11 protein-coding genes and 1 other RNA gene are annotated in these 15525 nt (G+C 68.0%); 8 read left to right on the plus strand and 4 right to left on the minus strand.

Translation table 11 applies throughout. The annotated features are described in order from the left end of the window. Nucleotides 1–30 precede the first annotated feature (30 nt). From OG223_RS21085 to OG223_RS21115, 7 genes are all read left to right on the plus strand, one after another. Entirely contained in the window at nucleotides 31–1227 is a 1197-nt protein-coding gene (locus OG223_RS21085; protein WP_329250791.1) for an MFS transporter, read from the plus strand. Between the two features lie 192 nt (nucleotides 1228–1419). Continuing rightward, nucleotides 1420–2712 (plus strand): extracellular solute-binding protein, encoded by a 1293-nt coding sequence (locus OG223_RS21090; RefSeq protein WP_329250794.1) that lies wholly within the window; start codon nucleotides 1420–1422, stop codon nucleotides 2710–2712. After that, the gene (locus tag OG223_RS21095; RefSeq protein ID WP_329250799.1) at nucleotides 2709–3668 is read left to right on the plus strand and encodes a carbohydrate ABC transporter permease; all 960 of its coding nucleotides are present in this window, start codon (nucleotides 2709–2711) and stop codon (nucleotides 3666–3668) included. The genes OG223_RS21090 and OG223_RS21095 overlap by 4 nt, the downstream gene beginning before the upstream one ends. Next, nucleotides 3665–4489, plus strand: a complete 825-nt coding sequence (locus tag OG223_RS21100) for a carbohydrate ABC transporter permease (RefSeq protein ID WP_329250802.1) — start codon at nucleotides 3665–3667, stop codon at nucleotides 4487–4489. Before OG223_RS21095 ends, OG223_RS21100 begins: the two co-directional genes overlap by 4 nt. Nucleotides 4490–4504: 15 nt before the next feature. Next, a complete protein-coding gene (yicI, locus tag OG223_RS21105; RefSeq protein WP_329250805.1) occupies nucleotides 4505–6745 on the plus strand; it encodes an alpha-xylosidase in 2241 nt (746 codons plus the stop codon). Continuing rightward, the gene (locus OG223_RS21110) at nucleotides 6745–7755 is read left to right on the plus strand and encodes a LacI family DNA-binding transcriptional regulator (protein ID WP_329250808.1); all 1011 of its coding nucleotides are present in this window, start codon (nucleotides 6745–6747) and stop codon (nucleotides 7753–7755) included. The genes yicI and OG223_RS21110 overlap by 1 nt, the downstream gene beginning before the upstream one ends. 107 nt (nucleotides 7756–7862) lie before the next feature. Then, nucleotides 7863–10736, plus strand: coding sequence for a glycoside hydrolase family 3 protein (locus tag OG223_RS21115; RefSeq protein ID WP_329250811.1), 2874 nt, complete (start codon nucleotides 7863–7865; stop codon nucleotides 10734–10736). Nucleotides 10737–10814: 78 nt separating this feature from the next. On the opposite strand, the gene ssrA is transcribed toward OG223_RS21115, so the two are convergent. From ssrA to OG223_RS21130, 3 genes are all read right to left on the minus strand, one after another. Beyond that, nucleotides 10815–11202: a transfer-messenger RNA gene (gene ssrA, locus OG223_RS21120) on the minus strand. 93 nt (nucleotides 11203–11295) lie between these two features. Beyond that, on the minus strand, nucleotides 11296–11844 hold the full coding sequence (smpB, locus tag OG223_RS21125) for an SsrA-binding protein SmpB (protein ID WP_033286711.1): 549 nt from the start codon (nucleotides 11842–11844) through the stop codon (nucleotides 11296–11298). Nucleotides 11845–11925: 81 nt separating this feature from the next. Next, complete coding sequence (locus OG223_RS21130; protein ID WP_329250814.1) at nucleotides 11926–13110, minus strand: S41 family peptidase; 1185 nt, start codon at nucleotides 13108–13110, stop codon at nucleotides 11926–11928. A gap of 214 nt (nucleotides 13111–13324) precedes the next feature. Here OG223_RS21130 and OG223_RS21135 point away from each other — a divergent pair, with 214 nt between their 5' ends. Then, nucleotides 13325–14527 (plus strand): RNA-guided endonuclease InsQ/TnpB family protein, encoded by a 1203-nt coding sequence (locus tag OG223_RS21135; RefSeq protein WP_329250816.1) that lies wholly within the window; start codon nucleotides 13325–13327, stop codon nucleotides 14525–14527. A gap of 36 nt (nucleotides 14528–14563) precedes the next feature. On the opposite strand, the gene ftsX is transcribed toward OG223_RS21135, so the two are convergent. Beyond that, nucleotides 14564–15481 (minus strand): permease-like cell division protein FtsX, encoded by a 918-nt coding sequence (ftsX, locus tag OG223_RS21140; protein WP_329250818.1) that lies wholly within the window; start codon nucleotides 15479–15481, stop codon nucleotides 14564–14566. Nucleotides 15482–15525: the final 44 nt, after the last annotated feature.

Genomic DNA, 15525 nt, shown 5'->3' on the forward strand with positions numbered 1-15525 from the left:
CCGTGATCCACTCCGGGCGACGGTTGCCGCATGCCACACCGAATGCCCCAACGGACCACCTACCGCAGCCTGTTCAGCATCCCCGGCACCCGAGCCTTCACCGCCGGGAACCTCCTCGCCCGCCTCCCCGCAGGCATGTTCGGCGTGAGCGCGGTGGTGATGATCGCCGGTTCACGGGGTTCCTACGCCCTGGCCGGCGCGGTGACGGCGACGGGGCTGGCGGCGACCGCGCTGGCCGCTCCCTGGACGGCCCGGCTCATCGACAGACACGGCCAGTCCAGAACAGCCGTACCGGCAACGGCAGTTGCGGTACTCGGCTCCCTCGCCCTCCTCCTCTGCGTCCACTACGGCGCCCCCGACTGGACCCTGTTCGCCGCGTACGCGGCCACGGCGACCACCCCCAACACCGGCGGCATGTCCCGTGCCCGCTGGTCCCACCTGCTCGACGGCGACACAGAGGCCCTGCACACCGCGAACTCCTTCGAGCAGGCCGCCGACGAACTCTGCTTCATGCTGGGCCCGGCACTGGCGGCCTTCCTGTGCGGCACGTTCTTCCCGGAGGCGGGGACGCTGACCGGAGCGGTCCTCCTGCTGACCGGGATCCTGATCTTCACGGCCCAGCGTTCGACGGAGCCACCGCCGAGCCCGACGACGAAGGGCAGGTCTCCCCTCCGCTCCCCCGGCATCCCGCCCCTGATCGCCGGTTTCGTGGCGACCGGCGCGGTGTTCGGTTCGATGGAGGTCGTCACGCTCGCGTACGCGAACGCGGCCGGCCACCGCGCGGCAGGCGGGGCGGTGTTGGCCCTCCAGGCGGCAGGTTCCTGCGCGGCGGGCCTGCTGTACGGGAGGCTGAAACCGAGGGGCCCCGCGGAACTCCGCCTGCGGTGGTGCCTGTTGGCGATGAGCGCCTTGATGCCCCTGCCGCTGCTGGCGGCAAGCACGCTGGGCTCACTACCAGCACTGGGGGCGGCCTTGCTGCTCGCAGGCATGGCAACGGCCCCGGCGATGATCACCGCGATGACACTCGTCCAACACCGCACCCCTGAAGGCAGGTTGAACGAGGGCATGAGCCTGGCGGTGACGGCGTTGCTGCTGGGCATCGCGTGCGGTTCGGCGGCAGCGGGTTGGGCAACGGACCATGCCTCACCAACGGCGGGATTCTGGCTGCCGGTTGCGGCAGCAACAAGCGCCCTGGCCATCGCAGTACAGAGCAGGACAGTTCCTTAAGGGGCGCGGGGCTGTATCGATGTGCGGCTCCGCCGCGTGGGCGCGACCAGCCCCCACAACCCGTACCCGACGCACAACTCATCGAACCGCTTGCGCCAATCTCCGCCTAACCCATTGACGCACGAACACCACCTACATACGTTCCTCCATCGAAGCGCTTCGACACCCATCCAACTCCCCCGGAGGCCCTGGATGCTGACGACCCGAACGCAAGCGATGACAGCCGCGGCGATCATGACAGGAGCCCTGCTCCTCTCCTCCTGCGGCAGCTCGGACAGCGGTACCTCAGACAGCAAAACCCTGAAGCTCTGGCACTACGAGGGCCCCGACAGCGCGATGGGCGTGGCCTGGAACGCGGCCATCAAGGAGTTCGAGGCCCAACACCCGGGCGTCAAGGTGAAGTTCGAGGAGAAGGGCTTCGAGCAGATCCAGAAGACCGCCCCGATGGTCCTCAACTCCTCCGACGCCCCGGACATCATGGAGTACAACAAGGGCAACGCGACGGCCGGCCTGCTCTCCAAACAAGGCCTGCTCACCGACCTCACCGCCGAGGCGACGAAGCGCGGCTGGGACAAGAAGATCCCCGCGAGCGTCGGCACCACGGACATGTACGACACCAACGGAGTGATGGGCTCCGGCAAGTGGTACGGCGTCACCGACTACGGCGAGTACACGATGGTCTACTACAACAAGGCCCTCTTCCAGAAGTACAAGATCGCCGAGCCGAAGACGTTCGACGAACTGACCGCCGCCATGGCCCAGTTCGCGGCGAAGGGCATCACCCCTCTCGCCAACGCGGGCGCCGAGTACCCGGCCCAGCAGTACCTCTACCAACTCGCCCTGTCGAAGGCCGACCGCGCCTGGGTCGACAAGTACGAGCTGTACAAGGGCAAGACGGACTTCCACGACGCGGCCTGGACGTACGCGGCGACGACCTTCGCCGACTGGGTGAAGAAGGGCTACATCGCCAAGACCTCCAGTTCGACCAAGGCCGAGGACGCCGGCGTCTCCTGGATCCAGGGCAAGGCACCGATCCTGTTCTCCGGCAGTTGGTGGTACGGCCGCTTCCAGACGGAGGCCAAGTTCGACTGGGACACGACCCTGTGGCCCGGTTCGAACCTCACCCTCGGCTCCGGCGGCAACATCTGGGTCGTTCCCAAGGGCGCCAAGAACAAGCAACTCGCCTACGACTTCATCGACATCACCCTGTCGAAGAAGATCCAGAACCTGATGGGCAACAAGGGTGGCATCCCGGTCGCGGCCGACACCTCCGCGATCACGGACCCCAAGTCCAAGGAGCTCATCGCCAACTTCAACACCCTTTCGGCCCGCGACGGCCTCGCCTTCTACCCGGACTGGCCGGTCCCCGGCTTCTACGACGTCCTCGTCTCCGAGACCCAGAAGCTGATCACGAACAGTGAGAAACCGGACGCCTATCTCAGCAACCTGCAGAAGGCGTACGACAAGGGCGTTCCGTCGACATGACGGTCACCGTCGAGAAGGACGGCCGGGTGCTCGACAAGCGTCACACCGTGAGGCACCCGGCCCGTCGCCCGCGCAACTCGTACGCCCTGTTCCTGCTCCCCGGTGCCCTCGCCGCCCTCACCGTGATCGTCGTCCCCTTCCTGATGAACACGGCCGTCAGCTTCACGAGTTGGCAGGGCGTCGGCGACCCCAAGTGGACCGGGCTCGCCAACTACCGTGACCTGCTGGACGATGCGGAGTTCTGGGCGTCCTTCCGGCACAGCCTGTTCATGGTCGTGGCGATGGCGGCCGTACCGACAGTGATCGGACTGGTCCTCGCCGCCGCCCTGTTCGACTACATCGCCAAACACTTCGGCAGCCGTGTCGCGACCGTCCTCCGCGCCTGCTTCTACCTCCCCCAGGTGCTGCCGATCGCGGTCGCCGGCATCGTCTGGAGCTGGATCCTCGCCCCCGACAACGGCTCCCTCAACACCCTCTTGAAAGCAGTGGGGTTGGGCTCCTGGCAACAGGACTGGCTCGGCGACCCCGACCTCGCGCTCTACAGCGTCATGGGCGTCATGGTCTGGGTCCAACTCGGCTTCCCGCTCGTGGTGTTCATGGCCGGACTGCAACGCGTCGACCCCCAGCTCTACGAGGCCGCCGAACTCGACGGCGCCGGCTGGTGGCGCCGCTTCTGGCACATCACGCTGCCGCAGATCCGCCCCGAGATCTACGTCGTCCTCACCTGGTGCACGATCGCCGCGCTCAAGGTGTTCGGCGCGGTGTACGTCCTGACGAAGGGCGGCCCGGGCGGCGCGACCGACGTCCCGTCCTACTTCTCCTTCACCACGTTCTTCGAGAAGACCCAGGTCGGCTACGGAGCCGCGATATCAACGGTGTTGACGCTGATCATCCTGGTGCTCTCCCTCGCCTTCCTGAAACTCCAGACCCGCGCGGAGGAAGGTGATCGGGCATGACGACCGCCCTGCGCCGCTACCCCGTACTGATCGCCCTGTGCATCGCCGCCCTCTTCATGGTCGTCCCGTTCCTGATCGTCCTGGTCAACGCCGTGAAGTCACCGGCCGAGTACTCCGAACACGGCCCGCTCAGCCTCCCCCAGGGCCTCTACCTGGACGGACTCAAGGACTTCTGGCAGCGCGTCGACTACGGCCAGAAGCTCTTCAACTCGGCCCTGATCAGCGGCTCGGTGGCTTTCCTCGCCGCCGCCCTCTCCGTCCTCAACGCCTACGCGATCGGCATCGGCCGTATCAAGGGCCGCACATGGGTCCTGGCCTTCTTCGTCCTCGCCAACATGCTGCCGCAGGAGGCGCTGGTCTACCCGATCTACTACCTGAGCAAGCAAGTCGGCCTGTACGACACGAGGTTGAGCGTCATCATCGTCTTCACGGTGATCCAGGCGGCGTTCGGCACGTATCTCCTCTCCTCCGTACTGAGCCAGTTCCCCCGCGAGATCCTCGAGGCCGCCCGGATCGACGGCGCGAACAAGTGGCAGGTGCTGTGGCGGATCGTGGTCCCGGTCAGCCGCCCCACGATCGGTGTCCTGCTGGTCTTCTTCTTCATCTGGACCTGGAACGAGTTCCTGCTCCCGCTGGTCATGCTGATCTCCAACGACAACCAGACCGTGTCGGTGGCCCTCGGCGTCCTCCAGGGCCAGCGCCTGATGGACGCCACGATGACCAACGCGGCTGCCCTGCTGGGTGTGTTGCCCGCCATCGTCTTCTTCCTCGTCTTCCAGCGGACCCTCACGCGCGGCATCGCCGTGGGTGCCGTCAAGTAGTAAGGGGACCCCCACATGAAGTTCACCGACGGCTACTGGCTGATGCGCGAGGGCGTCACCGCCGCCCACCCGGTCGAGGTCCTCGATGTCACCGCCCCGGACGGCGCGCTGGAGATCCACGCCCCGACGATGCCGATCCGCCACCGCGGCGACCTGCTGAAGGGACCGGTCGTGACGATCAGCGCCCACGCCCCGTTGCCCGACGTCATCGGCGTCACCTTCACCCACTTCGAGGGCGAACAGCCGCGCGGCCCCCAATTCGACGTCCAGAAGGAGGAGTTCGCGGTTCATACCTCCTACGACGACGAGCACGCGACCCTCACCTCCGGCGCCCTGTCGGTGAAAGTGGCCCGCACCGGCCCCTGGCACGTCGACTTCCTCGCCCACGGCCGCGTCCTCACCAGCAGCGGCCCCAAGGGCATGGGCATCATGCGGGACGCGACCGGCGCCCACTATCTGCGCGAGCAGCTCGGGCTCCAAGTGGGCACGTCCGTCTACGGACTCGGCGAACGCTTCGGCCCGCTCGTCAAGAACGGCCAGGTCGTCGACATGTGGAACGCCGACGGCGGCACCGCCACCGAACAGGCCTACAAGAACATCCCCTTCTACCTGACCGACGCCGGCTACGGCGTCTTCGTCGACCACCCCGGAAAGGTCTCCTTCGAGGTCGGTTCGGAGGCGGTCTCCCGGGTCCAGTTCAGCGTGGAGAGCCAGCAGTTGACGTACTACGTCATCTACGGCCCGACGCCCAAGGACATCCTCCGCAAGTACTCCGCCCTCACCGGCCGCCCGGCCCTCCCGCCCGCCTGGTCGTTCGGCCTGTGGCTGTCGACGTCCTTCACCACCTCCTACGACGAGGAGACGGTGACGTCGTTCATCGAGGGCATGCGGGAGCGTGAACTCCCGCTCTCCGTCTTCCACTTCGACTGTTTCTGGATGCGCGAGTTCAACTGGTGCGACTTCCAGTGGGACCCGAGGGTCTTCCCCGACCCGGAGGGCATGCTCACCCGGCTCAAGTCCAAGGGCCTGCACATCTGCGTCTGGATCAACCCGTACATCGCGCAGCGCTCGCCGCTCTTCGCCGAGGGCAAGGCACTCGGTCACCTCCTGCGCCGACCGGACGGCAGCGTCTGGCAGTGGGACCTGTGGCAACCGGGCATGGCCCTAGTCGACTTCACCAGCCCGGCCGCCCGCGACTGGTACGCCGGAAAGCTGGAGGCGCTCCTCGCGCAGGGCGTCGACTGCTTCAAGACCGACTTCGGCGAGCGCGTCCCCGTCGACGTCGCCTACGCGGACGGCGCGGACCCCGAGCGGATGCACAACTACTACACCTACCTCTACAACCGCACGGTCTTCGACGTCCTGCGCAAACACCGCGGCGAGGGAGAGGCCGTCGTCTTCGCCCGCTCGGCCACAACGGGCAGCCAGAAGTACCCCGTTCACTGGGGCGGCGACTGCGAGGCGACGTACGAGTCGATGGCCGAGTCCCTGCGCGGCGGCCTCTCGCTGGGCCTGTCCGGCTTCGGCTACTGGAGCCACGACATCGGCGGCTTCGAGGGCACCCCGACCCCCGCCCTCTTCAAACGCTGGCTGGCCTTCGGCCTGTTGTCCTCGCACAGCCGCCTGCACGGCAGCTCGTCGTACCGCGTCCCGTGGCTCTTCGACGAGGAATCCGTGGACGTCCTACGGCAGTTCACCCGCCTGAAGCTGAGCCTCATGCCGTATCTCTACGAGACCGCGCGCACCGCCTCCGCCGAGGGCGTGCCGATGATGCGAGCGATGGTGCTGGAGTTCCCGGACGACCCGGGGTGCGCGCATCTGGAACGGCAGTACATGCTCGGCCCGGACCTGCTGGTCGCGCCCGTGTTCAGCGACGACGGGGACGTCTCGTACTACGTCCCCGAGGGCACCTGGACCCACTACCTCACCGGCCGCACGGTCACCGGCCCGCGCTGGGTGCGCGAGAAGCACGGCTTCGACAGTGTGCCGCTGCTGGTGCGGCCGGGCGCGGTGCTCCCGGTCGGCGCGGTGACCGACCGGCCCGACTACGACTACGCCGACGGCGTCACCCTGCGGGCGTACGGCCTGGGGCGGGGCGCGCAGGTGACGGTGCCGGTCGGCGAGGTGACCTTCACCGTCGTACGGGAGGGGGACACGCTCCGGGCGTCCTGCAGCGACCCGTCCGTGGTATGGGCGCTGGCCGCCGGTGAACGGTCGAAGTCGGGCAGCGGGTTCCTCACCCTGGAGCTGGGCTGATGGTGAAGATCACCGATGTGGCCCGGCACGCCGGGGTCTCCCCCAGCACCGTGTCGTACGCGCTGAGCGGCAAGCGCCCGATCTCCGAGGAGACCCGGCAGCGCGTCGAGGCGTCCATCCGCGAGCTGGGCTACCGTCCGCACGCCGGCGCCCGCGCCCTGGCCAGCAGCCGCTCGAACGTGCTGGCCCTCGTCATCCCCTTACGGTCCGGCATCCATGTCCCGGTGGTCATGCAGTTCGCGATGTCGGTGGCGACCACCGCCCGCCGTCACGACCACGACGTGCTGCTGCTCACCCAGGAGGAGGGCGAGGAGGGCCTGAGGAGGGTCGCGGACTCCGCGCTCGTCGACGCGATGATCGTGATGGACGTCCAACTCGACGACCCCCGGCTGCCGTTGCTCCGCTCCCTGGACCGGCCGTCCGTGCTGATCGGCTTCCCCGCCGAGGCGGCCGGACTGACCTGTGTCGACCTGGACTTCAGGGCGGCCGGTGAGCTGTGCGTGGAGCGCCTCGCGGGGCTCGGGCACCGGGTCGTCGCCCTCGTCGGTTCACCGCCGGAGGTGTACGTCCGCCGAACCGCCTTCGCCCAGCGCGTCGTTCAGGGTTTCACCGCCGCCGCCGACCGCAACAAGCTCGCCTCCTCCGTCCACCCCTGCGAGGCGGCGCCCGCCGCGGCATCGGCCGTGGCGGAACAACTGCTGCGCGAACAGCCCGCGTTGACCGGAGTCGTCGTCCACAACGAAGCCCTCCTGGAACCCCTCATCGACGCCTTCGAGCAGCTCGGCCTGCGCGTCCCCGGCGATCTGTCGGTCACCGCGATCTGCCCCGACGAACTCGCCGAGTCCGTACGGGTCCCGGTCACCTCGGTCGCGCTGCCCGCCGCCGAACTCGGGTCCAGGGCAGTCGAGTTGCTGATGAAGAAGCTGGGCGGCAAGACCGTGCCCGACGCGACGCTGCTGTCCCCCCGGCTTACGGAACGCGCGAGCACGGCGCCGCGGAACGCGCCCTGACCACAACCCCTTTGGTGCAAGGCCCTACTCGAAGGAGCCGCGACATGAAAGGCAAGAGAAGAAGTCACAGGTCAAGTCACAGAACAAGTCGCAGAACCACGCTCATCGTGGCGTTCGCCCTGATCGTCGGCCTGGGAGCGACGGTCCCGGCGACGGCCGACACCCCGTACCCCTTCCGCGACCCGACGCTCCCCGTGAGCAAGCGCGTTGACGACCTGCTCGGCCGGCTGACCCTCGACGAGAAGATCTCCCTCCTCCACCAGTACGAACCCGCGATCCCCCGCCTCGGCATCCAGTCCTTCCGCACCGGCACCGAGGCCCTGCACGGCGTTGCCTGGCTCGGCAAGGCCACCGTCTTCCCGCAGGCCGTCGGACTCGCCTCCACCTGGGACCCCGCGCTGATGGAACAGGTCGGCTCGGCGGTCGGCGACGAGGCCCGCGGCTTCCAGCAACAGCGCCCTGACGGCTGGGGGTTGAACCTCTGGGCCCCGGTGGTCAACCTCCTCCGCGACCCGCGCTGGGGCCGCAACGAGGAGGGCTACAGCGAGGACCCGGAGCTGACCGGCGCCCTGTCGACGGCGTACGGCGAGGGCCTGACCGGCGGCGACCCGGACCACCTCAAGACGGCCCCCACCCTGAAGCACTATCTCGCCTACAACAACGAGGTGGACCGCGCGACCACGTCATCCGACCTGCGCCCACGGGTGGAGAAGGAGTACGACGAGGCCGCCTTCCGACCGGCGATCGCGGCGGACGCGGCCACGGGTGTGATGACGTCGTACAACCTGGTCAACGGCCGCCCCGCCACGGTCAATCCGGACCTGGACGACACCGTACGGAGCTGGACCGACCAGAAGCTGCTGAACGTCACCGACGCCTTCGCCCCCGGCAATCTCGTCACCCCGCAGCAGTACTACCCCACGATCGCGGAGGGCGACGCGGCGGCCCTCAAGGCCGGCGTCGACAGCTTCACGGACAACAGCGCGGACCCGGGCCCGACGACGGCGGCCGTCAACTCGGCCCTCCAGCAAGGTCTGTTGAAGGTGCCGGACATAGACAGGGCGGTGTCGGACATCCTCTCCGTCCGCGTCCGGCTCGGTGAGTTCGACCCGGGCGGCGGCAGGTACGGCTCGATCGACGCGTCGGTCATCAACAGTCCGGCGCACCAGAAGCTGGCGCGCAAGGCGGCGGCCGAGGGCACGGTGCTGCTGAAGAACAACGGCACACTGCCCCTGGGGAGTTCGGGCAAGAACGTCGCCGTGGTCGGCCCGCTCGCCGACACCCTCTACACCGACTGGTACTCGGGCACGCTCCCCTACGCCGTCACCCCCGCGCAGGGCATCGCCTCGAAGCTGAACACACCTGTGGCCACCAGCGAGGGAGTCGACCGCATCGCCCTGCGCGACACGGCGACCGGCAAGTACGTCACGGCAGGCACGGGCGACTCGGGCGCAGCCTTGCAGGAGAACACGGACACCGCCACGACCGCCGCCCAGTTCGACTCGTTCGACTGGGGCTCGGGCATCGTCACCCTGCGCTCGGCCGCCAACGGCAAGTACGTCGGCTACAACTGGTCGAACTTCGTCAACGACCAGACGCAGCCCAATGGTTGGTACGTCCAGCAGCAGTTCGAGCTGGAACAGCAGGACGACGGCACGTACATGCTGAAGTACGCGGGCTACGAGACCGCCGAGTCCTGGTGGTCGAGCCCGGTCTACCTGGGCCCGACCGACGCGAACGGCACCCTGGGCCTGGTACCGAAGGACCAGGCCGCGCACTACGCGAAGGACGTGATCCGCAGCGGTGTCGACGACGCCGTGGCCGCGGTGAAGGGCAAGGACACGGCGGTCGTCGTCATCGGCTCCATGCCGTCGATCAACGGCCGCGAGGCCCACGACCGCACCGACATGTCCCTGGCCCCCTCCCAGGAGGCCCTGGTCAAGGCGGTCCACCGGGCCAACCCGAAGACGGTGGTCGTGGTCGAGAACAGCTACCCCACCACACTGGGCGCCGTGCAGCAGGAGATCCCGGCCCTCCTCTGGACCTCCCACGCGGGCCAGGAGACGGGCAACGCCCTGGCCGACATCCTCTACGGCGACGTCAACCCGTCCGGCCGCCTCACCCAGACCTGGTACCGGTCGGCCGCGGACCTCCCCTCGATCCTCGACTACGACATCATCAAGTCCGACCGCACCTACCAGTACTTCCAGGGCACCCCGCTCTACCCCTTCGGCTACGGCCTCTCCTACTCGACCTTCCGCTACGGCGCCCTGAAACCCGTCACCGGCGGCTACGAGGTCGCGGTGACGAACACGGGCACGCGGGCCGGCGACGAGGTCGTACAGCTCTACACACACCAGCGCACATCCCGCGACAAGGAACCCCTGAAACAACTGAAAGCATTCCAGCGGGTATCGCTCAAAGCGGGCGAGACGAAAACGGTCGCGCTGAAACTCCAGCAGAAGGACCTGGCCCACTGGGACGTCACCCGCTCGAAATGGGTGGTGGAAAGCGGCACGTACGACGTCATGGCGGGCGCCTCCTCCACCGACATCCGCTCCCGCACGACCTGGCGCGTCCACGGCGAGACCATCCCACCGCGGAACCTCTCCCGGACGACCCGCGCCGAGAACTTCGACGACTACTCCGGCATTCACCTCGTGGACGAGTCCAAGGCGAGCGGCACTGCGGTGGGCGCGGCGACGGACGGGGCATGGCTGAAGTTCGCGGACACGCAACTGGGCACGGGGGCGAGGAAGTTCACGGCCCGGGTGGCGGGTACCGCCGCCGGCACGATCGAGGTCCGGCTGGGTTCCGCGACAGGCAGGCTGGTGGGGACGGTTCGCACGGCGGCGACTCCGTCGTCGTACGACTACGAGACGGTGACCGCGGAGCTCGCGGGCGGCGCGGCGAAAGGCCGTGGCGACGTGTATCTCGTCCTGAGCGACGGCCTGCGCATATCGGCCTTCGCGCTTCAGTGAACGACGCTTCAGTGAACGAAAGGGAAAGGAAAAGGCCCCGCACTGCCAAAGCAGTGCGGGGCCTTACCCACATGGGATGAGTGGAGATGGCGGGAATCGAACCCGCGTCCACCGGTGCAGAATCAGGGCTTCTCCGTGTGCAGTTCGCTGTGATTTTCTCGGCCCCGGTGATCACGCGAACAAGTCGCCGACGGGCCCAGTCACTGTTTGATTTCCCATCGAACCCCGTGACCGGGCTCGATGGTTTAGTTCCCTAGATTATGCCAGGGTCCGGGTCGGGAACACCCCCGGGCTGACACCCTTTTAGGGTCCTTCAGTCGCTGTTATTAGGCAGCGAGGGCGAAGGACTGGGAATCGCTCTTGGAATTGGCGATTATTGGTTGCGACATATGGTTAACGAGATCATTGCCGCTTCCTCGACACGCTTCACCTGCTTCGACAGCCGCTGTCGAAACCGATCATCCCCATGTTGTTTTTTCAAACCGCTACACACCCGCTGTGGGGTGCAGTAGCCATCGTACGTGAACAACGCGCGGCGATGCCACCGTATTCCTCGTGGCTACTCGCCGCGCTGCTTCCGCTTCGCCGCCGCGATCGCGCGGTCCGACTCACGGCGGTCCTGCTTCTCGCGCAGGGTCTGCCGCTTGTCGTACTCCTTCTTGCCTCGGGCGAGGGCGATCTCCGCCTTGGCCCGGCCGTTGCTGAAGTACAGGGCAAGGGGCACGATCGTGTGACCCGTCTCCTGGGTCTTGGCCTCCAGCTTGTCGATCTCCTCGCGGTGCAGCAGCAGCTTGCGCTTACGGCGCACGGAGTGGTTGGTCCAGGTGCCCTGGTGGTACTCGGGGATGTGGGCGTTGTGCAGCCACGCCTCGCCCCCGTCGATCTGGACGAAGCCGTCGGTCAGCGAGGTCCGGCCCTCACGCAGCGACTTGACCTCGGTACCGGAGAGGACGAGCCCGGCCTCGTAGGTGTCGATGATCGCGTAGTCGTGCCGGGCCTTCTTGTTCTGGGCGACGATCTTGCGCTTGCCACCCTTCTCGCCGTCCCTGGCCTTGCCACCGGCGGCCCCACCGCCCTGCTTGGGCTGGGACTCCTTGGGTACGTACATTCCCTTGCTCATAGTGCTGACCATTTTCGCACTACAGGGGGGTCCGAGGGAAAGGCGATTACAGACGGGCGTCAGGAACGCTCAGGAAGCGTCTCCGAGCCCGCTCAGTACCGTCTCGGCCCGCTCCACGGCGGCCTGTCCCTGTGCGGTGACGTCGAGGTCGGGGGTGATGCCCACGCCGTCGACGGTGTGGCCGGAGGGGGTGCGGTAGTGGCCGACGGTCAGTTCGGCGACGACGCCGTCGGGCAGTTGGCTCGGCATCTGGACCGAGCCCTTGCCGAAGGTCCTGGAGCCCACGACGACCGCGCGGCCGCGGTCCTGGAGGGCGCCGGTGAGCATCTCGGCCGCGCTCATCGTGCCGCCGTCGACGAGTGCGACCAGGGGTCTGGTGGTGTCGCCGCCGGCGTCCGCGTGCAGGGCGCGCTGCCGGCCGTCGACGTCGTAGGTGGCGACGAGGCCGCCGTCGAGGAAGGCGGAGGCGGTGGTGACGGCCTCGGTGACCAGGCCGCCGGAGTTGCCGCGCAGGTCGAGGATGAACGCGGACTCGGCCGGGGCCTGCCGTACGGCGGTGCGGACGAGGTCGCCTACGCCCTTGGTGAACGCGGCGATCTTGATGACGGTGACCGCACCGGTCAGTCGGCGGACCGTCACGGAGTCGGTGGAGAGGCGGGCGCGTCGTACGGTCTCGCTCCACGCGTGCGTGCCGCGCTCCAGGCCGAGGGTGACGGTGGTGCCGGCGGCGGCGTCCTGGGCGTCACCGCGCAGTAAGGAGACGACCTCGGTGACGGGCTGCCCGTCGACGTTCTCGCCGTCGACGGTGCGCAGTCGGTCGCCCTTGTGGACACCCGCGGCGGCGGCGGGCGACCCGGACTGCACCTTGGTCACCTCGATCCGGCCGTCCCGCTCGCGCCGGGCCCAGAGCCCGACGCCGGTGTACTGGCCGTCGAGGGCCTCCTCGAACTCCTCGTACTCCCCTGGGGAGTACACGGCACCCCACCGGTCCCCGCTGCGGCTGACGGCCCGCTCGGCGGCCTCCATGGGCGACTTGCCGTCGGCCTTGGCGTCGGCGGCGGCCTTCGCGACCTCTTCGGTACGGCCGACGGGCGCCGAACGGGCCGTACCGGACGCCGTTTTCCGGTCGGACCGGTCGGCTTCGTCGAACGATCCGGTCGCCGCACCGGCCACCAGCACGCTCGCGAACACCAATGTCAGGGCGGCCCCGCGGCGGATGCGGCGGGGCTGACAGAACAGGTCGCGGCCTGACATGGCGGTGAGTCTAGGACAACGCGAAGGGCCGCACGGGCGGTTGCCCGTACGGCCGCCGTGGCATGCGTCACCGAGGCGTCTGGGGCGGGGCACGGCGAAATCGCGCGGAAGTGATCAGACGTACGGGCATTCGCTCGTCGGTATGAAGCAGGCGGGATGCGGCCCAGGTGTTCGAGCGTCGCGCATACGGTCTGCGGTGAACGGGGGTGAGGACATGGTCGCAACGCAGGAGGCTGCTCGGAGCGGCCATGCCCGGTTCACGTACCGGCTGCGGGTCTCGTCCACTGCCAGAGGGGCGCTGCTGGCCGAGTGGGGGCGTTGCCGGTGGGTGTGGAACGAGTGTGTCGCTCGTTCCAAGAGGGCCTATCGGGATGGGGAGATGTGCGGTCCGGCTCTCCTGGACAAGATGTTGACCGAGACTCGCGCGATCACGCCGTGGCTGGCCGGGGGCGCGTCCGTCCCGCAGCAGCAAGTGATCCGCGACTTCGGCACGTCACGTGCGAAGGCCCTGAAGGACATCAGGGAACGTCTGTCGGTGACGCGCCGGGCGGGAATGCCCGGCTACAAGAAGAAGCACGAGAGCCGTCCGAGTCTGAACTACACGCGGCGCGGTTTCCGCTTGAAGGACGGGCGGCTGCATCTGGCGGGTGGGATCGTCCTGACCGTGGTGTGGTCGCGCCAACTGCCCGCCGGGCCCTCGTCGGTGCGCGTGTACCAGGACAGTGTCGGCGACTGGTACGCCTCCTTCGTCGTCCCCGCCGAGGTCGCGCCGCTGCCCGGAACCGGCCGGGTGATCGGCGTCGACTGGGGCGTGCGGGAGACCGCCACCACCACGAGCGACGCCCACGACCTTCCCCATGCCGGGCACGGCAGAAAGGGTCAGGCGAAGCTGTCCCGGTACGACCGGATGGCGGCGCGCCGCAAGCCGAAGAAGGGCCACGCGGCCTCGAAGGGCTACCGCGAGGCGAAACGATGGCGGGCGAAGACCTACCAGAAGATCGCCCGGCAACGGCAGGACACCGCACGCAAGTGGGCCAAGAAGGTCGTGCGGGACCATGACGCGATCGCGGTGGAGGACTTCAGACCGAAGTTCCTCGCGAAGACGTCCATGGCACGCAAGGCGGCGGACGCCGCGATCGGGGCGACGAAGCGGGCCCTGATCGAGATGGGGCGCAAGCACGCACGGGACGTGCGCCTGGTGCATCCCGCGCACACCACCATGGACTGCGGACGGTGCGGAGCGAGAACCAAGCACGCCCTCCCGGTGTCGGAACGCACGTACACCTGCACCGCGTGCGGAGCCGTGTCCCCCAGGGACAGGAACTCCGCCCGCGTGATGCTCGTCCGGGCTGGTCTGAACCCGGCTGGTGCTGAGGGCGCAGGACCTCCTGGAGCGCTGCTCCAGAAGGCGGCCTGAGCCAGGAATCCCCTCCCTTGGCAGGGAGGGGAACCGTCAAACCTTCAGGTACTTGCGCAGCGCGAAGAACGCCGCAAGCGCGGGCATCAGCAGGCTCGTCGCGAGGATGAGCGGGAGCTTCGTCAGGACGGCGTCCCAGCCGATGAAGTTGATCAGGTTGAGCTTGTGGGACAGGTCCAGGCCGTGGTCGATGATGAAGTACCGGGCGACGACCAGGAATCCGCAGGCGACCGTGCCGCCGATGAGGCCGGCGACCGCGGCCTCCATGATGAACGGGGCCTGGATGTAGAAGCCGGACGCGCCGACCAGGCGCATGATGCCGGTCTCACGGCGACGGCTGAACGCCGAGACGCGCACCGTGTTGACGATCAGCATCAGGGCGACCACCAGCATGAGGGCCATGACCGCGCGGGCGGCCCAGTTCATGCCGTTCAGGAGGCCGAAGAGGTTGTCCAGGATGCCCTTCTGGTCCTGCACCGACTGGACGCCGTCACGGCCGTCGAAGGCGGTCGCGATGACCTGGTACTTCTCCGGGTCCTTGAGCTTGATGCGGTACGACTCCTGCATCTGGTCCGGGGTGAGGGAGCTGGCCAGCGGGGAGTCGCCGAACTGCTCCTTGTAGTGCTTGTACGCCTCGTCCTGCGACTCGTACACGACCTTCTCGACGACCGACATCTTGCCGAGGTCGGACTTGATCTGCGCCTTCTGGTCGTCGGTCACCGCGCCTTTGGCGCAGTTGGGGTCGGACTCGGCGTCGCTCTTGTTGCAGAGGAAGATCGAGACGTTGACCTTGTCGTACCAGTAGCCCTTCATCGTGGTCACCTGGTCGCTCATCAGGAGCGAGCCGCCGAAGAGGGCCAGGGACAGGGCTACGGAGACGACGACCGCGAAGGTCATCGTCAGGTTGCGGCGGAGACCGACACCGATCTCGGAGAGTACGAACTGGGCGCGCATGGCGGCTTCTTCAGGCCTTTCCGTGGACGGACATCAGACGGCGG

The organism is Streptomyces sp. NBC_01478 (genome assembly GCF_036227225.1).
GTDB lineage: Bacteria > Actinomycetota > Actinomycetes > Streptomycetales > Streptomycetaceae > Streptomyces.